At 63.1% G+C, this 20,006-nt stretch carries 20 protein-coding genes; 11 read left to right on the top strand and 9 right to left on the bottom strand.

What is annotated here, in order from left to right:
* Positions 1-6: 6 nt before the first annotated feature.
* The 3 genes from CWS35_RS32350 to CWS35_RS32360 all read left to right on the top strand — a co-directional run bounded on the left by CWS35_RS32350 (position 7) and on the right by CWS35_RS32360 (position 2,401).
* Positions 7-645, top strand: a complete 639-nt coding sequence (locus CWS35_RS32350) for an XRE family transcriptional regulator (RefSeq protein ID WP_024582035.1) — start codon at positions 7-9, stop codon at positions 643-645.
* 154 nt (positions 646-799) lie between these two features.
* Positions 800-1,075, top strand: coding sequence for a hypothetical protein (locus CWS35_RS32355; RefSeq protein WP_100955380.1), 276 nt, complete (start codon positions 800-802; stop codon positions 1,073-1,075).
* 171 nt (positions 1,076-1,246) lie between these two features.
* Positions 1,247-2,401, top strand: coding sequence for an OpgC domain-containing protein (locus CWS35_RS32360; RefSeq protein WP_024582037.1), 1,155 nt, complete (start codon positions 1,247-1,249; stop codon positions 2,399-2,401).
* 29 nt (positions 2,402-2,430) lie between these two features.
* Here CWS35_RS32360 and CWS35_RS32365 read toward each other — a convergent pair whose 3' ends face one another.
* On the bottom strand, positions 2,431-3,726 hold the full coding sequence (locus tag CWS35_RS32365; protein WP_100955381.1) for a glycoside hydrolase family 3 N-terminal domain-containing protein: 1,296 nt from the start codon (positions 3,724-3,726) through the stop codon (positions 2,431-2,433).
* A gap of 121 nt (positions 3,727-3,847) precedes the next feature.
* On the opposite strand from CWS35_RS32365, the gene CWS35_RS32370 reads away from it, so the two are divergent.
* The 8 genes from CWS35_RS32370 to CWS35_RS32405 all read left to right on the top strand — a co-directional run bounded on the left by CWS35_RS32370 (position 3,848) and on the right by CWS35_RS32405 (position 13,143).
* A complete protein-coding gene (locus CWS35_RS32370) occupies positions 3,848-5,455 on the top strand; it encodes a DUF4173 domain-containing protein (protein WP_245439111.1) in 1,608 nt (535 codons plus the stop codon).
* Positions 5,456-5,480: 25 nt separating this feature from the next.
* Entirely contained in the window at positions 5,481-6,179 is a 699-nt protein-coding gene (locus tag CWS35_RS32375) for a response regulator transcription factor (RefSeq protein ID WP_024582039.1), read from the top strand.
* The gene (locus CWS35_RS32380; protein WP_100955382.1) at positions 6,176-7,768 is read left to right on the top strand and encodes an ATP-binding protein; all 1,593 of its coding nucleotides are present in this window, start codon (positions 6,176-6,178) and stop codon (positions 7,766-7,768) included. Before CWS35_RS32375 ends, CWS35_RS32380 begins: the two co-directional genes overlap by 4 nt.
* Before the next feature lie 185 nt (positions 7,769-7,953).
* Positions 7,954-8,985 carry a TRAP transporter substrate-binding protein DctP gene (dctP, locus tag CWS35_RS32385; RefSeq protein ID WP_100955383.1) on the top strand — a complete coding sequence of 344 codons (1,032 nt, stop codon included), beginning with the start codon at positions 7,954-7,956 and terminating at the stop codon, positions 8,983-8,985.
* 27 nt (positions 8,986-9,012) lie between these two features.
* Entirely contained in the window at positions 9,013-9,561 is a 549-nt protein-coding gene (locus CWS35_RS32390) for a TRAP transporter small permease (protein WP_024582042.1), read from the top strand.
* Positions 9,558-10,847, top strand: a complete 1,290-nt coding sequence (locus CWS35_RS32395) for a TRAP transporter large permease (protein WP_024582043.1) — start codon at positions 9,558-9,560, stop codon at positions 10,845-10,847. Before CWS35_RS32390 ends, CWS35_RS32395 begins: the two co-directional genes overlap by 4 nt.
* A gap of 23 nt (positions 10,848-10,870) precedes the next feature.
* The gene (gene dctP / locus CWS35_RS32400) at positions 10,871-11,908 is read left to right on the top strand and encodes a TRAP transporter substrate-binding protein DctP (RefSeq protein WP_100955384.1); all 1,038 of its coding nucleotides are present in this window, start codon (positions 10,871-10,873) and stop codon (positions 11,906-11,908) included.
* Positions 11,905-13,143 carry a CoA transferase gene (locus tag CWS35_RS32405; protein WP_311538816.1) on the top strand — a complete coding sequence of 413 codons (1,239 nt, stop codon included), beginning with the start codon at positions 11,905-11,907 and terminating at the stop codon, positions 13,141-13,143. Before dctP (CWS35_RS32400) ends, CWS35_RS32405 begins: the two co-directional genes overlap by 4 nt.
* Here the strand turns inward: CWS35_RS32405 and CWS35_RS32410 are convergent, their stop codons facing one another.
* The 8 genes from CWS35_RS32410 to CWS35_RS32445 form a co-directional block, all read right to left on the bottom strand.
* Positions 13,144-13,998 (bottom strand): CoA ester lyase, encoded by an 855-nt coding sequence (locus tag CWS35_RS32410; RefSeq protein ID WP_100955385.1) that lies wholly within the window; start codon positions 13,996-13,998, stop codon positions 13,144-13,146. It lies immediately after the preceding gene.
* A gap of 3 nt (positions 13,999-14,001) precedes the next feature.
* On the bottom strand, positions 14,002-14,457 hold the full coding sequence (locus tag CWS35_RS32415; RefSeq protein ID WP_024582047.1) for a MaoC family dehydratase: 456 nt from the start codon (positions 14,455-14,457) through the stop codon (positions 14,002-14,004).
* On the bottom strand, positions 14,458-15,234 hold the full coding sequence (locus tag CWS35_RS32420) for an enoyl-CoA hydratase/isomerase family protein (RefSeq protein WP_100955386.1): 777 nt from the start codon (positions 15,232-15,234) through the stop codon (positions 14,458-14,460).
* Positions 15,231-16,451, bottom strand: a complete 1,221-nt coding sequence (locus CWS35_RS32425) for a CaiB/BaiF CoA-transferase family protein (RefSeq protein WP_100955387.1) — start codon at positions 16,449-16,451, stop codon at positions 15,231-15,233. The genes CWS35_RS32420 and CWS35_RS32425 overlap by 4 nt, the downstream gene beginning before the upstream one ends.
* A 66-nt stretch (positions 16,452-16,517) precedes the next feature.
* Positions 16,518-17,234, bottom strand: coding sequence for an ABC transporter ATP-binding protein (locus tag CWS35_RS32430; RefSeq protein ID WP_100955388.1), 717 nt, complete (start codon positions 17,232-17,234; stop codon positions 16,518-16,520).
* Positions 17,231-17,989 (bottom strand): ABC transporter ATP-binding protein, encoded by a 759-nt coding sequence (locus CWS35_RS32435; protein WP_100955389.1) that lies wholly within the window; start codon positions 17,987-17,989, stop codon positions 17,231-17,233. Before CWS35_RS32435 ends, CWS35_RS32430 begins: the two co-directional genes overlap by 4 nt.
* A gap of 2 nt (positions 17,990-17,991) precedes the next feature.
* The gene (locus CWS35_RS32440) at positions 17,992-19,011 is read right to left on the bottom strand and encodes a branched-chain amino acid ABC transporter permease (RefSeq protein ID WP_100955390.1); all 1,020 of its coding nucleotides are present in this window, start codon (positions 19,009-19,011) and stop codon (positions 17,992-17,994) included.
* Positions 19,008-19,910, bottom strand: coding sequence for a branched-chain amino acid ABC transporter permease (locus tag CWS35_RS32445; RefSeq protein WP_100956846.1), 903 nt, complete (start codon positions 19,908-19,910; stop codon positions 19,008-19,010). Before CWS35_RS32445 ends, CWS35_RS32440 begins: the two co-directional genes overlap by 4 nt.
* Positions 19,911-20,006 lie beyond the last annotated feature (96 nt).

Below are 20,006 nucleotides of genomic sequence, written 5' to 3' on the forward strand. Positions count from 1 at the left end.
TGAACCATGCTGGATGCAGCACTGATCGAACGAGCACTGGAAAAGACAGGCAAGAGCAAAGGCGGGCTTGCCCGCGCAATGGGAGTTCGGCCCGGAGCGGTGTCCGAAATCCTATCGGGAATACGGTTGATCAAGGCGTCCGAGATCGCCCCGATCGTCGAGTATCTGGAGCTGAACTCGGTGCCGATCGTGGGCCGGGTCGGCGCCGGCGCCTCGATCGAGCCGGAACTGGAGCAGGTACCGCCGGAAGGTCTTGGCGAAGTCGAACTTCCGTTCCCGATGACTGAGGAGACCGTCGCCTTCGAGGTTTCGGGCGATTCGATGCTGCCGAAATATGAGAATGGCGACGTCATCGTGGTCTATCGCGAACAGCGTTATCCGCTGTCGAGCTTCTATGGGGAGGAAGCTGCGGTTCGGTTGAAGAGCGGCGAGCGCTATCTGAAGACGATCGAACGCGGCAGTTCTTCCGGTACGGTCAACCTCAAGAGCTTCAATGCCAAGCCGATCAACGGCGTAAAGCTCGAATGGATCGGCGAGATTTGCGTCACCCTGCCCCGCGGCCAGATCGAACGGCTGCGCGGCAAGACGGCGTCGAAGGGCCGCAAGTCCGGCAAGGCACAGGGCGGACGATCGTCCGAGAAGTAACTGCGTCAGAACCGGACGGACCGATTCGCGTGCCTTCACGCCGAATCGGTCCGGCCAGTTGCGCCGAGTCTCGCATGTCGACAATATCGCTTGACAAACTTACGATTATCCGAAATAATCGCCGGTGACAGTGAAACGCACCGAACGATTGGCAATGCAGTATTTTGTCGTGATGATCGACTATGGCCGCAGAGGCCGGGAGGCGATCGTCGACCCCGAACTGACGCGACGCGAGGTCGTCTCGCGGATCGCGTCAGGCGAATACGCGAACATCAGCTTCATCCATGAGATCGTCGAATCATCGGTCGAGGACATCACGGACGACATCCTTGCCGAGGCCGCCCTGCCTGAGATCTCCCTCACCGGGGCGAACCTGCAAGCCAATACACTTGACCACGCCCGCGATCTGCGCAAACACGAACCGGTCTGATGTCCAGGCCGCCCGCGTGGTGATTTCGAAAACGTGATTTTCCCATGACGGCCCACTTGGCCGGAACCGGAAACGAACTAGATAGGGTTCACGCAAAGTCTATTCGGACTGCGTGTGGGTTCCCTTGTAGATTGGCGATCTCGTTTCCCGGGCCGGTGATTTCTGCTTCCGATGAATCCGACAAAAAATGCCGAGATCGCCGCGGCGGATAGCGATCTCAGGATTGCGCTGCTGCTCGGCATCGCGAACTGGTTTCTGTTCCTCGACCATGTCCCGCACAATGTCGTCAACGCGCTGACGATGCGCAATTTCGGCTTCAGCGGCGCAACGGACCTGTTTGTGTTCGTCGGCGGCTATGCGACGACGCTGATCTACACGAGGATGGCGGTGGAACGCGGCATGCTGGTGGCTGCCACCCGGATCTTCAGGCGCGTGTGGCAGCTCTACGCCGCCTATATCGTTCTGTTCGTCATCTATGTCGAATTGATCAGCTATGTTGCGGCCCGGACCGCGGCCCCCGAGATCATCAGCGAATTCAACATCACCGGCTTCATCGATCACGGAATCCGGACGCTGATCTACGGCCTGTTCCTGCAGGCCAAGCCGCTCAATCTCGATGTCCTGCAACTCATTATCGTCCTGATGGCGTTCCAGCCCATCATTGTGTGCGGGTTGTTCTACGTACCGAACGCAACGCTCGCCGGCTCCACCGCGCTTTATGCGACCGCTCGCGTGCTCGACTGGAACCTGACGTCATACCCGGATGGCCGTTGGTACCTGAACCCGTTTTGCTGGCAATTGCTGTTTGTGATGGGTGGCTGGCTTGCGCTCGTCGGCCAGCGATACGCACCTGCGATCCGTTCGTTGCAGAACATTCCCGCGCTGCGCGCCGCGGCATTGCTGTATCTGGTGCTCGCGCTCGCGATTGTCGTGAGCCGCGATATCCCGGCACTCGCCCAGGCGATGCCGGCCGGGTTGACCGATATGCTCCTGCCGAGCGACAGGGAGGATGTCGCGCCACACCGCATCCTGCATTTCCTTACGCTGACGTTCCTGTTCACCCTGCTGGTGCCGCGCAACTGGGCGTATTTACGATCCTACGCCTTGCAGCCGATCATCAAGTGCGGCGAGGAGTGGCTCGCCGTGTTCTGTGCAGGCGTTTTCCTGTCCTTTGCCGCGCATCTGGTCCTCATCACCGGCCCGAACTCGGTGGCGAGACAGGTCGCGGTCAGCATCGCCGGCCTCGCCGCAATGACTGCGGTCGCCTACTACGTCTCATGGTCGAAGCAGCAGGACAACAAATCGGCGGTCGGAGCTCATTCCTGAGCCCCGTTCCAATCGGAAAGAAAGAGGCTCTAGTCGATCAACGAGGCCCGCCTTAGCCGCGCCTCGCTGTCGTGCAACATGATAGCGTCGAGTCCATCTTGTGCAGCCGCGTCGGTCGCGCACGCAAACAGACGATAGAACTGCGCGCCGTCATAGGCCACCAGCAGGAGATCAACGCCGGCGTTCAGCGCCTCGACAACCGCTGTGCAAACGTTGTGTTGATAGATTGCGCCCATCACAAGGTCGTCCGTCATGACGAGGCCCTGGTAGTTCCAGGTCTTCCTGATCAATCCGTCGATGACCGCCTTTGAATGCGACGCGGGCCGTCGAGGATCGAGAGCACTCACTGCCACGTGCCCGACCATCAAGCGTGCGCTGGTCGTCGACAACACGTCGCGGAACGGACGCCAGTCGCTCGCTTCCAGTTCGCTGACCGGCGTATCGAGATCAGCTGTGAAATGGTGCGTGTCGGCACGCACGCGGCCCAATCCTGGAAAGTGCTTTACGGTCGCGTTGACATCGGCGGACTCGAGGCCGTGGATGTAGGCGTCCGCGATCGCGCTGACCTTGGCGGGATCGTCTGAAATCGCCCGCTGATTGATGAGCGTGTTGAAATCAAGCCGATTGCGCTTTGCTTCCGGCCGAAGGTCGAGCACCGGAGCAAGATTGAGGTTGACACCGAGCGACGCCAGCTCGCTTCCATGGATACGCCCGAACTCCTCTGCTTTTGCCTTTCGCTGGTCCGGCGCCAGGTCGACCAACGAGGCGAGCGCGGGCAGCCGCGTCAGCGGCGGTGCCAGATGAGAGACGATGCCGCCCTCCTGATCCGTCGCCACGATCAGCGGTGGCAGCCCCGCCGCCCGCCGCCTCGCCTGCAAGGCAGCGATTTCTGCCTTCAATGCCTCGGCCGTCCGGCCTGCAACATTGCGCCCTGTGACATAGATCCCCCCAATCAATCCCTTTTCTGCCAGCGGAGCGACCTCGTCCAGCGACCGATAGCCGACGATGAAATGCTGCCCGAGCGACCGCGCGAGCGCCGCCTCGGTCCGCAGAACCCGCTGCTTGCGAAATTCGAACACACCGTGCGCTGCCAGCAGCACGAGCGGCGGCATACACCACAGGATGACCAGGAGCCTTCCTGCCCACGGCCGCCCGCGCCATCCGCCGAGGCGGAGCAACATGAACACGACGGCGCCACTTGCGATCACGAGCAGCAGATTGCCCATCCCACGCATCGGCACCAGATACGGATCGTTGCTGTTGATGCCCACAAGCACGAATACAAGCCCAACGATCCAGAGCAACGTAGTACGGACGATTTGCATGGAGCCACGCATGACTGAAGAAGCAGACCTGATGCGTCCGTATCAGACGGGATTCACTGGCGCGAGCCGATAAGTCGCGTCTGCACGCAATCTGCATAAGAATCCTGAACTCTTGCAGATCGTGTTCCAGGCATTTGCACATGTACGCCTCAAGGTTCGTCCGAGCGGCACCTCGATCCCAAACCCAAGCAAGCGGATCGAGACGCTGCGGCCGACACACCCCAGCGATCCTGAGGTCATCATGACAAGCCTTGCGCCACCTGAGATCAAAACCCGGTCGATCAACGACAAGCCGCTTCCGGTCAAGATTGCGACCACGCTCGCTCTCGCGGCGCTGGCCGATTGGCTGTTCTACGACCAGCGTCTCGGACTTTCCGTCATCATCTTTGCTGCCGCGCTCGCCTCCGCGTCGCTGTTCATCAATCTTGGCAATCTCGACTATCGCCGATTGCTGCTCGCCGGAACGATCTTGCTCGCCGGACTGCTGCCTGCGATCGAAGAGTTCAACGCCGCTTCACTGGCCATTGTTGTCCTCGCGCTCGGCGCTGCGCTGATGCTAACGACCAATCATCATCTCGACGGTCTCGCCGCGGGAGCTTCCTCCCTGCTCGATCTCTATCTGGTCGGCCCCTTCAGACTATTCCAGGATGCGATCTCCGCATTCAATTGGCCAGTGCTCACCAGGGGCTTCACCCTGTGGTGCGTGCCGTTGGTGCTCGGAAGCCTCTTTATCTTGCTGTTCGTGGCAGCAAACCCTTTGCTGGCGAAATGGATCGGCCAGCTGAATCCGGGTGACCCGTCCTCCTATCTCAGCATCAGCCGTACGCTGTTCTGGATCGCGGCGCTGGCACTGGTATGGCCCTTCATCCAAGTCAAATGGCGCAGTAATACGGAGCTTGCGGACCCCCGACGCCAATTTGCCGCGAACGATCCGCCGCGCGCGGCCGAAATCACGAACCTGCTCAGCGTCGGCACGGTCCTGCGCTCACTGATCCTGTTCAACCTGCTGTTTTCCATCCAGACCATCCTCGACCTGATCTATCTTTGGGGCAACGGGACGCTGCCCGCCGACGTGACCTACGCATCCTATGCTCATCGTGGCGCGTATCCGCTCATCGTCACCGCACTGCTGGCCGCCGGTTTCGTCCTGGTGACCATGCGGCCGGGTGGTTCCGCCGAGCGGTCGCGCGCGATGCGCGCACTGGTTTACGTCTGGATCGGACAGAATGTCCTGCTGGTGATCTCGTCGATGCTCCGGCTTGACCTTTACGTCCAGATCTACTTGCTCACCTATTGGCGGATCTCGGCTTTCATCTGGATGCTGCTCGTCGTGAGCGGCTTGGTCCTGATCCTGGCGCGTATCGTTTTGCAGCGCTCGAACGACTGGCTGATCCGCACCAACCTGCTCGCATTGACGATCGTCCTCTACACCTGCTCCCTGGTCAATTTTGCCGCCATCATTGCCGACTACAACATCAGCCATAGCCGGGAAGCCTCGGGCAACGGGGTCAACCTGGATATCGACTATCTGGTCCGGCTCGGGCCACAGGCCCTCCCGGCAATCGATCGAGGGCTCGCGCTCCACGCTTTCGATCCCATCCTTGTTTACCACCGCAATTGCCTTGTAAAAGAGCAGCGCGAGCGGATGGTCTCCTGGCGGAGCTGGGGCTTCCGCAACTGGCGGCTCCAGCGCATGCTGGATCGCCAGCAGGGTTCAGCCGCGAGCTAGATGGCTTCGTATCCGGAGTGAACTTGTGACCAACCGCATTCTTGTCGTCGACGATGACCTCCATATCCGGGAGGTCATCCGCGTCGCTCTGAAAAAGGCGGGTATGAACGTCAGCGAGGCGCGCGATGGGAAGGAGGCCCTGGCCCGGTTTTCCGCCGAGCCACCGGACCTGATCGTGCTCGATATCGGCATGCCGGAATTCGACGGCCTCGATGTCTGCCGGGAGATCCGCAAATCATCCGACGTGCCGATCTTGTTCCTGTCCGCCCGCGACGATGAGATCGATCGCGTCCTCGGGCTCGAGATCGGCGGCGACGACTATGTGACCAAGCCCTTCAGCCCGCGCGAACTCGTCGCGCGGGTCAATGTGATTCTGCGACGGCTGGCGCCACGGCCGGGCGTGCCGGAATCGGGTGCCCTCTCCAAGGGGCAGCTCTCGGTCGATCCCGAACAGCACGTCGCAACATTCGGTGATACGCCGCTGCATCTGACCGCGATCGAGTTCGGCATCCTGCGCGCGTTCCTGACGCGACCTACCGCGGTGTTCAACCGTGAGCAGATCATGAGCGCAGCCTATCAGCTCAATATCCAGGTCTCCGACCGCACCATCGACAGCCATATCCGCAACATCAGAGCCAAGCTCGCCGCGGTGAAATGCGACAATGTCATCGAGACCGTGCATGGCGTCGGGTTCAAGCTCGGCAGGTGCGAGCCTCCCGCATGACGTCTTTCCGTGCCCGACAGAAGTGGCGCCCTTCGCTCAGCTTCGTCATCTTCGCCGTGCTTGCCCTGGTCGCCGTGCTCCCGTTGCTCGGACTGTTCTTCTTCCGGCTCTATGACAACCAGCTCATTCGCCAGACCCAGGCCGAACTGATCGCGCAGAGCCGCGTGCTGGCTGTGATCTATGCACGGGACGTGCAGGCGCAGCTTGCCAATGGCATCCCGCTCGGCGCCGCAGTTCCACCCGAGGCGCTTCCCGATCCGGGCGATCAGGTGACGCCGATCCGGCCCGAGCTCGATCTTGCCGGCAACGATCTTCTGCGGCGACGGCCCGACGCGCTTCCTGCGCCCAAGCCGGCAGATCCGGCTCACATCGCCATCGGCGCGCGGCTCATGCCCCTCGTGCTGGAGACCCAGAAAGTGACGCTGGCGGGCTTCCGGATTCTCGATCCGCAAGGCGTCGTCATCGCGGGACGCCAGGAGGTCGGACAATCCCTCGCCCATATCGAAGAGGTGGCGGCGGCGTTACGCGGCCAGTATAGCGCTGCGCTGCGCATCCGTATCCCCGACAAGCCTCCGCCGCCGATCTATTCGATCAGCCGCGGCGTCGGTGTCCACGTCTTCTCGGCAATGCCCGTCATCGTCAACGATCGGGTTGCCGGCGTGATCTATGCGTCGCGGACGCCGAGCAACATTTTCGAGCATCTCTATCGGGAACGCGGCAAGTTTCTGCTGGCCGCGATCGTCGTCGTCCTGGCGACAATCGCCATCGGCTTGGTGTTCTCGCGCACTGTCACGCGGCCGATGCGTGAGCTGGTCGACCGCGCCGTGCAGATCGGCCGTGGCGATCGCGATGCATTCAAGGCGCTGGACCATTATGGCACCCGTGAACTCGCGCAACTCTCTGACAGCTTCTTCGGCATGGCGCAGCAATTGTCGCGCCGCTCCGACTATATCGCCACCTTCTCCGCGCACCTGACGCATGAGTTGAAATCGCCGCTGACCTCGATCAAGGGCGCCGCCGAGTTGCTCCTGGACTCGCTGCACAGCAAGACGGCGACGCTCACACGGAGCGAGCAGACGAACTTCGTGTCGAACATCCTCGGCGATGCGGAGCGCCTGGAGGCCATGAGCCACCGGCTGCGCGAGCTGGCCCGCGCCCAGGGCGTGCCGGAGAACGGGCAGACACAGCTCGCAGACGTCATCGATGGCCTGAGGAACCAGTTTCCAGCTCTCGCCATCAGCGCCGGCGGTTGCCTTGAACGTTCGATCGGCATGTCCACCGAAAAGGCCATGATCGTGTTGGCCCATCTGGCCGACAACGCGATCCGTCACAATGCAAAATCGCTGGCCATCGAGGCGGTCGGCGAGACGTCCGGCATCCGTGTCACTGTCGGCAATGACGGCGATCCGATTTCCGAGCCCAATCGCGACCGGATCTTCGACGCGTTCTTCACCACCCGCCGCGATGCGGGCGGCACCGGCATGGGGCTCGCGATCGCGCAGGCGGTGATGGTGAGCCACGGCGGCTCGATCCGCCTCCTGCCCGCCAGCCGCGGCGTCGCCTTCGAGCTGGAATTCCCCGCTATCTGACCCGTCGCAGAACCAGCGACCACACCCGGGCAATTTCCCGCGTGATGGACAAAGCTGAGATTGATATCCCGGTGCTTCCCCAGGGCTTCATTGTCATCAGGCATGTGCAACCGAGCCATGCTTGACGCGCAATTTCGTTTATGCGCAGCTGCTCAAAACAACATTGATATTCAGGGGCAGGAGATATGGGCGGGCTTCGGCGCGTATTGGCCGGTTACGGCTTCCTCATCGCATCGGTCAATCTGGCGGCAGCGGCGGAACCGATCAAGCTGCGGGTCGCCGACTCCTTTCCGAAGGGGCACTATCTCGTCCGCCTGGTGCTCGAGCCCTGGATGGCCGAAGTCCAGAAGCGTACCAACAATGCGGTAACGTTCGAACACTATCCGGCGCAGCAGCTCGGCAAGGCCGCCGATATGCTCAAGCTGACGCAAACCGGCGTCGCCGATATCGGCTATGTCGCGCCCGCCTATGTCTCGGACAAGATGCCGGTCTCCGAAGTCGCGATGCTCCCCGGCATGTTCGAGCATTCCTGCCAGGGCACACTCGCCTATTGGAAGACCGCGCGGAGCGGCGTAATCGCACAGCAGGATTATACCGCGAACGGCATCCGCCTGCTGCTCGCGGTGAGCCTGCCGCAGTACCGCATCTTCACGGTCAAGCAACCGGTGAAGGAGACCGGCGACGTTACCGGCCTCAAGCTGCGATCGACCGGCGGTGCGCAGGACCTCACTTTGCGCGCCATCGGAGCCGTGCCCGTGCGCATGGCAGCGCCAGATGCCTATGAATCCCTGCAGCGCGGCACCATGGATGGGCTGCTGTTCCCGCTGGAGAGCGTGGTCGCATACGGCGCCGACAAGTTGGTGAAATATTCGACCGACGGCGTCGGCTTCGCCAGCTTCATCGTCGCCTATTCGATCAGCGACACCGTCTGGAAGAGGCTTCCACCCGATGTTCAGAAGGCGATGGCCGACGTTGCCGAGGAGATCATTCCGTCGGCATGCCAGCAGGTCCAAAAATCCGACGATGAGACCAAGAAATCGCTTGAGGCCGCCGGGGTGCGGTTCGAGACCTTGCGGCCGGACGTGAATGCCAAGTTCAAGGATTTGATGAAAGGCGTCGCCAAGACCTGGGCCGACGGCCTCGATGGGCGCGGCAAACACGGCAGCGACGCGCTGAAAGAGTTCGATGCGGCGGTTGCAGCCATTCCCGCCAAGTGATCGAGCAGAGCCACTGGGAGAGCAATTTTGTTTGACGGAGTCTTGAGGGCGCTCGCGGCGATAGAGAAGATCGCCTCCACGATCGCCGCCGTGTTCATGTTCGCGATCATGATCATCGTGTTCGGCGATGTCATCATGCGCTACGCATTCAACAAGCCATTCTCCTGGGCCTACGACCTGATCTCGATCTATCTGATGGCCGGCATCTTCTTCCTGGTGCTGTCCGAGGCCTATGCCAACCACGCTCATGTCAGCGTGGATATCCTGCAACAGAAGTTTTCGCCGGCGATGATCCGCGTTTCGGAGATCGTGACGTGTGTCGTCGGCATCGCGGTGTTTTCGCTGATCGCCTACCTCGGCTTCCTGCGCGCCGTGGACAGCTTCAGGTCCGCCGACGTGATGGCCGGCGCGATCCCATGGCCGATGTGGCCGTCGATCGGACTGGTACCGCTCGGCGCTGGCCTGATCACGATTCGCCTGACGTTGCACCTCATTGGACACCTCATCTCACTCGCCACCGGACGCAGCCTCATTGCTCTGCCGGCCTCCCATGCTGCCGGAGAAACCTTCGAATGACGCTCGTCCTGACGATGCTCGTGCTGTTCGCGCTGCTCGCGATCGGCACGCCGGTTGGTTTCGCAATGGCGGGGTCCGGTGCTCTGGGCCTCTACATGATCGGCGGCATGCCGATCCTGTCGGGTATTCTGCAAACGGCACCGCTCTCGGCGGTCACCTCCTATGAGCTGATCACCATCCCGATGTTCCTGCTGATGGCGGAATTCGTCCTCGTCAGTGGCATTGCCGACGATCTGTTCAAGGCCACCGCGGCCTGGGTCGGACGCATTCCCGGCGGCCTCGGCATGGCAACGGCGCTGGCGGGTGCCGGCTTCGGCGCGATCTGCGGCACCAGCACCGCATCCGCCGCCACGTTGTCGGCGACGAGCTTGCCGGCGATGCTGAAGCAGGGCTACGAGCCGAAGATGGCGGCCGGCGTCGTCGCGATATCCGGCACGCTCGCCATGCTGATCCCGCCATCGGTCGCGCTCGTGATCTACGGCCTGCTCGCCGAGGTGAACATCGGCGCGCTGCTGATCGGCGGGGTCATCCCCGGCATTCTCGTGACCTTCACGATCATGGCCACGGTCTGGTTCCTGGCCTGGCAGGATCCGTCGCGTGCGCCGGCGGCACCTTCGGTCTCGCTCGCGGAAAAGTTTCGTATGCTTCGCGTGGTCGGCCCGATGCTGTTGCTGTTCGGCATGGTCACCGGCGTCATCTACACGGGTGTCGCCACGCCGACCGAGGCGTCCGCGCTCGGTGCTTTCGGAGCGTTCGTGCTCGCCGTGTGGAAAGGCAAGATCAACCGCAAGACGCTGCGCAGCGCATTGATTCGCTCGGCACACGGCACCTGCATGATCGCCATGATCCTGTTCGGCGCATCGATCTTCGGTTACTTCTTCACGCTGACGCAGGTGACGCAGAACCTGGTGAGCTGGGTCGGCAGCCTCGCGGTACCGCCGTGGCTGATCCTGACCATCATCCTGTTCGGCTATATCGTGCTCGGCTCATTCATGGATCAGATCGCGATCCTGGTATTGACCGTTCCGATCGTGCTGCCGCTGATCAAGTCGCTCGGCTACGATCCGCTGTGGTTCGGCGTCATCAAGATCGTCACCGCTGAGGTCGGCATGATCACGCCACCGGTGGGCCTCAACTGCTTTGTCGTAGCGCGCTACTCGGGGCGCCCCGTGGGCGAGGTCTTTCATGGCGTGTTTCCACACTTCGTCGCGCACCTGATTGCAATTGCGATCCTGGTGATCTGGCCGATGATCATTCTCTGGCTGCCGATGAAGATGGGTTACTGACGAACTACAAGGGAGAAGACATAATGTTCGTTCGATTGGGGAAGCCGCTAGCGCTCGCGGCGTTGATGTTCGCGGCGACAGCGGGTGCTGGCAGTGCACAGGAGAAGATCACACTTCGCCTCGTCGACAGCCTGCCGAACGGCCATGTGATTCATGAGCTCGTCGGCAAGCCATTTTCCGAACTCGTCACCAAGCTGACCAACGGCCAGGTCACCTTCCAGCACTTCCCGGCGGAGCAGCTTGGCAAGGCCAAGGACATGGCCCAGCTCACGGCCGTCGGCGTCGCCGACGTCTCCTACATCGTGCCGTCCTATTCGTCCGACAAGTTTCCGCTGACCGCGGTCGCCGAACTCCCCGGCATCTTCGACAGCGAATGCCAGGGCTCGCTTGCCTTCTACAAGGTCTCGCACAATGGCGGCATCCTGGAGACCAAGGAGTTCGCGCCGAACCAGCTTCGGCCGCTGGTCACGCTGGCGCTGCCGGCCTATCAGATTCAACTGGCGACCAGCCGCGAGGTGAAGACGGCGAAGGACCTCGAGGGGCTGAAGATCCGCACCACCGGCGGCGCCATGGACCTGATGATGCGCTCGATCGGCGGCGTGCCGGTGCGGATGGCCGCGCCCGAAATCTATGAATCGCTGACCCGCGGCACGCTCGACGGGCTGATCTTCTCCTATCAGAGCTCGGCGTCCTACGACTTCGGAAAGATTCTGAAGTCGGGCACCGAGGGACTGAACTTCGGCACCGCGATCTTCACCTATTCGATCGGCGAGATGAAGTTCAAGTCGCTGCCCGAGAACGTGCGCAAGGCGCTGGTCGAGGCCGGCGAGCAGACCACCCGCGAGGCCTGCAAGCGGTTCGAGGACGGCGAGAAGGCCGCGACCGACAAGATCAAGTCGCAGGGCATGAAGGTCATCAACTTCAGCGCCGACGACAAGAAGGTGTTCGACACCGCCTTCAAGTCGGTGGCACAGGATTGGGTGAAGGACGTCGACAAACGCGGCAAGCCAGGCAGCGAAGTCTTCAAAGCCTTCACCGAAGCGCTGGCCACCACCCATTGAGCAACACGCTGACGAGAAAGACACCAACCAAGCCGGCGGGCCCGCTCGCCGGCGTCAGGATCATCGACCTCACCAGCGTGATGATGGGTCCCTACGCGACCATGATCCTCGGCGACTACGGTGCCGACGTGGTCAAGGTCGAGAGTCCGGATGGCGACGTGATGCGCCACGCCGCCCCGATGCGTCATCCCGGGATGGGCGCGATGTACCTGCAGGGCAACCGCAACAAGCGCTCGATCGTGCTGGACCTCAAGAAGGCGAGTGGCCGTGAGGCATTGCTGCGGCTGGCCGCGACGGCCGACGTATTCGTCCACAACGTCCGTCCCGCCGCGATGGCGCGCCTCAAGCTCGGCACCGACGATCTTCTCGCAGCCAACCCGCGGATCGTCTACGCCAGCCTGCACGGCTTCGGTGAGACCGGCCCCTATGCCGGCCGGCCTGCTTATGACGACCTGATCCAAGGACTGACGGCGCTGCCCGCGCTCACCGGCCAGATCACCGGCGAGCCGCGCTACTCGCCGGCCACCATGGCCGACCGGGTCGTCGGCCTCAACGCGGTCCACGCCATCCTGGCGGCGCTGTTCCATCGCGAGCGCACCGGCGAGGGCCAGGCCATCGAAATCCCGATGTTCGAGACCATGGCGCAGTTCGTGCTCGGCGATCACATGGCCGGTCGCAGCTTCGATCCGCCGATCGGACCGCCCGGCTACTCCCGTCTGCTATCGCCCGACCGCCGGCCCTACCAGACCAGCGATGGCTACATTTGCGCACTGGTTTACTCCGACAAGCAGTGGAATGCGTTCTTCGCCAAGATCGGCCTTGCCGACGAGGCCGACCGTGATCCGCGGCTGAACAGCATCTCGGCGCGAACCAGGAACTATGACTTCGTCTACGACTGGTTCTCGCAGATGATGAAGACCCGCAGCACCGCCGAATGGATGCGCTTCTTCGCGGAGGCCGACATTCCGCACGCGCCGCTGCATGATCTCGACAGCCTGATCGACGATCCGCATCTGGCCGAGGTCGGATTGATCCAGTCGCTGGACCACCCGACCGAAGGCACGCTGCGGGTTGCCGGCCCGGCGGCGACATGGAGTCGGACGCCGCCATCGATCCGGACCTATCCGCCGAACCTCGGCGAGCATGGCCGCGAGATTCTGCGCGAAGCCGGCATTGCCGAGACCGAGATCGCCGCCCTCATCGCGGACGGCGCGCTGATCGAGCCTAACCGCTGATCATTTCCGGCGCGACGCCAGGATCTTCTCGGCGGCGCGCAGATGCGGCTTGTCCAGCATCTTGCCGTCCATCTTGGCGACCCCGGACGGATTGTCGGCGAATGCGGCGATCACCCGCTCCGACCACGCGATCTCCTCGTCGGTCGGCATGAAGGCCGCGTTGACGACATCGACATGCTTGGGATGGATCACGGCCTTGGCCAGGAAGCCGTCCTGCCGCGCGGCGATCGCCTCGGCCTTCAATGCGTCGAGATCGTTGATGTCGGTGGCGATGGTGTCGATCGCGACCACGCCGGCCGCCGCCGCGCCGATCAGGCAGAGATCGCGGGCCAGAATGAACGGAGAATGATAACGGCCATCGGTGCGGTTGCGGGTCGCACCGAGCGAAGCCGCGAGGTCTTCCGCGCCCCACATCATGCCCCAGAGCCGCGGGCTCATACTCTCGAAGTCAAGGATTTTCAGTACCGCTCGCGCCGTCTCGGTCGCGACCGTGACGATCCGTGTCGTCCCCGATGCAATGCCGGAAGCGGCCTCGAACGCGTCGAGATAGAGCGCGAGCTTGTTGACATCGGTGGCGCCGGCGCATTTCGGCAGCACGATGCCGTCGGGCTTCCCGGGCATCACGGCAGCTAAATCGCCGAGCGTCAGGTCGGTATCGAGCGCGTTGACGCGGATGTAGAGCTTCTGTTCCGGATTGCGCGCGTCGAGCATTTGCCGCGTGATCCCGCGCGCCACCACCTTCTGGTCCGGCGCGATGGAATCCTCAAGATCGAGGATCAGCGCATCGGCCGCGGTCTTCTTGGCGCTCTCATATTTCCGGGTGCTGTCGCCGGGAACGAACAGGAACGATCGCATCGCTTACGCCTTCGGCTTGCAGTGCATCAGCCCCGTGCGCCGGCAGCTTGCCACCACCTCGCCGCGCTGATTAGTCATGGTGTGCTCGAACTCGACGATACCCTGGGTCGGCCGCGACTTGCTGGCCCGCTTGCCGATGATCTTGGTGTGCGCCTTCAGCGTGTCGCCATGAAACACCGGCTTCGGGAACTTGACATCAGTCATGCCTAGATTGCCGACCGTCGTGCCCAGCGTCGTGTCGTAGACGCTCATGCCGATCATGATGCCGAGCGTATAGAGGCTGTTGAACAGCCGCTGGCCGAATTCGGTCTTCTCCGAGAAATGCGCGTCGAGATGCAACGGCTGCGGGTTCATGGTCAGGAGGCTGAACATGGTGTTGTCCATCTCCGTCACGGTCCGGCTGAACTCGTGATGGAATTCCCGCCCGACCTCGAATTCTTCGAAATACAATCCAGCCATTTACCGTCCCTTGTAGTTGGGCGTCCGCTTTTCGACGAACGCATTCAGCCCTTCCTGGCAGTCCTCCGTCGAGGCCACCACCACGAAGCTTTCCGCGGTGTTCTCCACCGAACGGCGGAAATCGGCATCGACCGCGCGCATAAACGCATCGCGGCCGATCTTCATCACGATCGGTGACTTCGCCGCCAGCTTGCGCGCGATCTCCCGGGCCCGCTCCAGCGCGGTACCCTTCGGCACCACCTCGCTGAGCAGGCCCATCCGATGGGCGGTCGCCGCATCGAAGGGCTCGCCGAGGAACAGCGGGCCGAACGCCTGGTGCTTGCCGACCAGTCGCGGCAGCTGCACGAAATGGATCGCCGGGATCAGGCCGACATCGATCTCGGGATAGCCGAAGGTCGAGCCATCGCCCGCGACGATCATGTCGCAGGAGATCGCGATCGTCATGCCGCCGGCGCGCACCGCGCCGTCGATCGCCGCGATGGTCGGCTTGCCCATCCGGTACTGGGTATCGTTGAGGGCGAAGTACAACCGCTCGAGGAACGTCTTGGTCTCGATCGCGGGCCTGCCCCTGACGATGTCGAGGTCGAGGCCAGCGCAGAACACCTTGTGGGCGCTGCTGACGATGACGGCGCGCACCGCCTCGTCATCGCGGGCTTTTGCCAACGCCACGAGCAGCGCGTCGATCAGCGGGATGCTGAGGGCGTTGACCGGCGCGCGGTCAAGCACGATCTCCGCGATCTGCCCGGTGACCGAGTAACGAACGAGGTCCGTGCTCATGATGTCTCCCCTTGTCTCTTGGCTTGCCGGACCGCGCCTGATTGCAGCAGGCCGTCGATCTCGGCGGTACCAAAACCGGCCTCTGTCAGCACAGCGCGGCTGTCCTGTCCGACATCCGGCGCAGCGCAGAGGTGATCCTCGGACAGGCTTGCGATCCCCGGCGTCCGCGGCGAGTACACCGCGCCGACGCCCGGCGTGTCCTGGCGCACCGATGCCTTGATCGCCTCGACATGAGCGTTGCGCAGCCATTCACCGGGATTGAGAATCCTCTCCGCGATGATGTCGGCGGCGTGCAGCCGCGCCAGCCAGGTCTCCGTCGGTTGGGTCAGGAACACCTCGCGCAGCTGCGGAATCAGCGTATCGGCGGCGTCGGCGCGGCGGGCGAAGTCGGCGAAACGCGGATCGCTGGCGAGATCGTCGCGGCCGATCGCAGTGCACAGCCGCTTGTATTGCGGCTCGTTCACCAGCGTCACCATCATCCAGCCGTCCTGTGTCTGGTAGGTGCCGGCCGGCACATTCAGCGCCCGCGGCGCGCCGCCCTCAAGAATGAACTCGGCGACCTTGTGGCCCAGCAGCGCAGACGTCGACTGGCAGAGATTGACGTCGATCCAGCGGCCGGTCCCGACGGTCGCGCGTGCGAACAGCGTCGTCGCGATGGCCTGGAATGCATACACGCCGGTGACGACGTCGGAAATGGTCGTGCCGACCCGATGCGGCACGCCATCGGTGCCGACATTGACCGAGACCAGCCCGGAAAAGGCCTGCGCCACCGAATCAGAGCCCGGCCGCTTGGAGTACGGCCCACTCTGCCCGAAGCCACTGACTGACAGATAGACCAGGCCTCTGTTGTCGCGCGAGAGGCTCTCATAGCCGAGCCCGAGCCGCTCGGCGACGCCAGGACGAAATCCTTCAATGAGCACGTCGGCCTCGCGCGCCAGCCGCTGGGCGACCGCGATCCCGTCCTTGTTCTTCATGTCGAGGCACAGGCTGCGCTTGCCGCGGTTGTAGACCGCCGACAGCGTCGTGTGATTGCCGTAGGTCGTGCCGAGATAGCGCGACCAGTCGCCTTCCGGCGGCTCGACCTTGATGACGTCGGCGCCATAGACCCCGAGCAGCATCGCGCAGTAGGGCGAAGCGATTCCCTGCCCGAAATCGAGCACTTTGAGGCCCCGATACGGCGCCTCATGCGTCGGCGTCAGCTTGCGTTCGACCGCCATTTATCCTCCCGTTCTTCCTGACGAGCCGCATCCTTGGCCGTGATCCGACACCTTTCGGAGCATGCCCTACAGCGCCAGATAGCGCTGCCGGATGTTGTCGTTGGCTTTCAACTCTTCGATGGAGGATGTGTAGACGATCTGTCCCTTGTCGATAACCGTCGCGTGGCTCGCAAGGCCCAGGCAAAAATGCATGTTCTGCTCGGCGATCAACACTGTGGCACCGGTGCCACGGAGCTGCCGCAGCAGCTCGCCGATGCGCTGTACGATGATCGGCGCCAGTCCCTCGCTCGGCTCGTCCAGCAGCAGCAGCACCGGATTGCCCATCAGCGTGCGGGCAATTGCCAGCATCTGTTGCTCGCCGCCCGACAGCCGCCCGGCGATCCGGTGCCGCAGCGGCTCCAACAGCGGAAACACGTCGTAGACGCGCCGGATCGACCATTCATCCTGGCCATCAGGCCCCTTCTTCTGGCCGATCACGAGGTTGTCCTCGACCGTGTGCTCGGGAAAGATCTGGCGATCCTCCGGCACGAAGCCGAGCCCGGCCCGCGCGATGTGATGCGGCTTCAGTCCAGACACCAGTTGGCCGCGCAAGGTCACCTTACCGCGGCGCGCCGGCGCCAGCCCCATGATCGCCTTCATCGTGGTCGACTTGCCGGCGCCGTTGCGGCCGAGCAACGCCATGGTCTCGCCCTTCCGCACCGAGAGGCCGACGCCGAACAGGATCTGGCTGGTGCCGTAATAGACGTCGAGGTCCTCGACCTGCACCACCGGCTGCGCGCTCATGCCACCGCTCCTGCAAGGTCGTCACTGCCGAGATAGGCCTCGATGACGGCTTCATTGCTGCGGATCGCGTCCGGCGTCCCGGTTGCCAGGATTCGGCCGTAGCACAGCACGACGATCTGCGGTGCGATCTTGAACACGATGTCCATGTCATGCTCGATGAACACGACGGTGATCTTCTGCTTCTCCCAGAGCTCGCGCACCTTGTCGATCATGCGCCAGCGTTCCTCGGTGCCCATGCCCGCGGTCGGCTCGTCGAGCAGCAGCACCTTGGGCTCGAGCACCAGCGCGAGCGCGATGTCGAGCAACTTCTGGTCACCATGCGACAGCGTCGCCGCGGTCCGGTTGCGCTTGCTGGCAAGGCCAAGCAGCTCCATCGCATGCTCGGCGCGGTCGCGCGTCTCGGCCAGCGGAAAACGGCGATGCATCACGCTGGCGCGGCGCTGATCGGCACAGACCGCTGCCAGCATCGTCTCCTCCACGGTCAGTGAGGGAAAGATACTCGCGACCTGGAAGGCCCGGCCGATGCCATGGCGCACGATCTCCGGCGGCGCCCGGCCCGCCATGTCGACGCCATTGAGCAGGATCTGCCCGGCATCCGGCCGCAGCGCGCCCGTGATCAGGTTGAAGAAGGTGCTCTTGCCGGCGCCATTGGGACCGATCACGGCGGTGAGCGAGCCATCGGGAAAGTCGAGCGAGACGTTGTCGGTCGCCTTGACGCCGCCGAAGGATTTTGAAAGCCCGCGAATCTCCAGCATGCCTAATCGCGCCCCTCGCCGCGACGCTGCGCGAACCATTCGACGGCAAAGTCCATCAGCCCCTTCCGCAAGCCGATGGCAAAGAACAGGATTACGATGCCGAGCACGATGCCGTGATACTCGGTCAGGCGCGTGACGGTGTCGTTGAGGATCAGCAGCAGCACCGTGCCGACCATCGGCCCGAGGAAGGTGGTCACGCCACCGAGCATGTTGATGAAGATGCCCTCGCCCGAGATCGTCCAATAGGCGAACTCGGGATAGGCGCCGGAGACGAACAGCGCCATGATCATGCCGCCAGTCGCCGCGAACAGCGCCGCCAGCACGAAGATCGTCAGTTTGGCGCGCCAAACGTCGATGCCGATGAAGCTCGCCCGCGTGGCGTTGTCGCGGATCATGCGCAGCGTGTAGCCGAACGGCGACTGTGCGATCTGGCGCATCAGCAGCAGTCCGATCACCAGCAGCGCGCAGCTCGTGATGTAGAGATGCAGATGGTTCGACAGGTCGATGCCGAGAAATGGCGGCCGCGGGATGCCGCCGCGCAGGCCCTGGTCGCCGCCGGTCAGCGATTGCCACGACAGGATGGTCGAATGGATCAGCATCTGGAAGGCCAGCGTGACGAAAGCGAAGTAGATTTCCTTCAGCCGGACGCAGATCGCACCGATGACGGTCGCGACGACCAACGTCATCGCCAGCGTGGCGACGAAAGCCACCGGGATCGCAACGCCGGTCTTCTGCATCATCAGGCCGAAGCCATAGGCGCCGAGGCCGAAGAACATGCCGTGCCCGAACGAGATCAACCCGGTGTAGCCGACCAGGAGGTTGAGCGACGTCGCGAACAACCCATAGGCCGCGCAGCGGATCACGAAGTCGAGCAGCTGCTTGCTGCCGAACAGCATCGGCAGCAACGCCAGCAGGACAAAGGCGATCAGCGCGATCAGCACGTCGCGATGGCGTTGCGGCCTGGCATCGATCCGCGGCGGCACCAGGGTTTGCGCGCCCTGCCCGGCCTGCAACTCGGTCATGCGACCTCCTTGCCGAACAGGCCGGTCGGCCGCGACACCAGCACGATCACCATGAAGAGATACATCAGCCCCTCGGTGAACAGCGGGAAGCCGAGCGAACCGAACGAGCGGATCAATCCGATCAGCAGCGCACCGATCAGGGCACCCAGGATCGACCCCATGCCGCCGATCACGGTCACGATGAAAGACTCGATCAGAACCGAGAATCCCATGCCCGGCGTCAGCGAGCGCACCGGGGCCGCCAGCGCGCCGGCCAGTCCGGCCAGCATGCCGCCGAGCGCGAACACGCCGCCATAGATCAGCCCGGTGTTGATGCCGAGCGCCGACACCATCCCGGGATTGTGCGCAGCCGCCCGGATGACCTTGCCGATCCTGGAGCGCGCCAGCCCCAGTCCGAGGACCACGGCCGCGGCGAGCGCCACGCCGATCAGCAACAGGTAATACGGCGGCACCACGCCGCCAGCGATGAACAGCGGCGGCACCTGGAATGCGGCCGGCATGCCCATCGACTTGAATTCAGGCCCCCAGATCATGCGGACGACATCGTCGAAGATCAGCACGAAGGCGTAACAGACCAGGAGCTGCATCAGCACGTCGCGGCCGTAGACCCGGCTCATGAACACGCGCTCGAAGATCAGGCCGAGGATCGCGGTGCCGAGGGCGCCGCTCAGCATCGCCAGTGCGAAACTGCCGGTGAGCTGGTAGGCCGTCATCGCGAAATAGGCGCCGAACATATAGAAGGCGCCGTGGCTGAAATTGACGACCTTGAGCACCCCGAAGATCAAAGTCAGCCCGACGGCAACGAGAAACAGCAGCATGCCGATGATCAGGCCGCTGGTGGTCTGGGTCACCAGGCAAGCGGGGCTGACGAAGCAACTGGCGAGCGCGTCGAGGTCCACGAGATTCACCCATTACGGCGGGCCGCAACGCCGGCGCGCGACAAACATCAGACAACATCAAGAGAGAGGCGGAGACAGCCAACCGCGCCTCCGCCC

The organism is Bradyrhizobium sp. SK17 (assembly GCF_002831585.1).
Classification (GTDB): Bacteria; Pseudomonadota; Alphaproteobacteria; order Rhizobiales; family Xanthobacteraceae; genus Bradyrhizobium.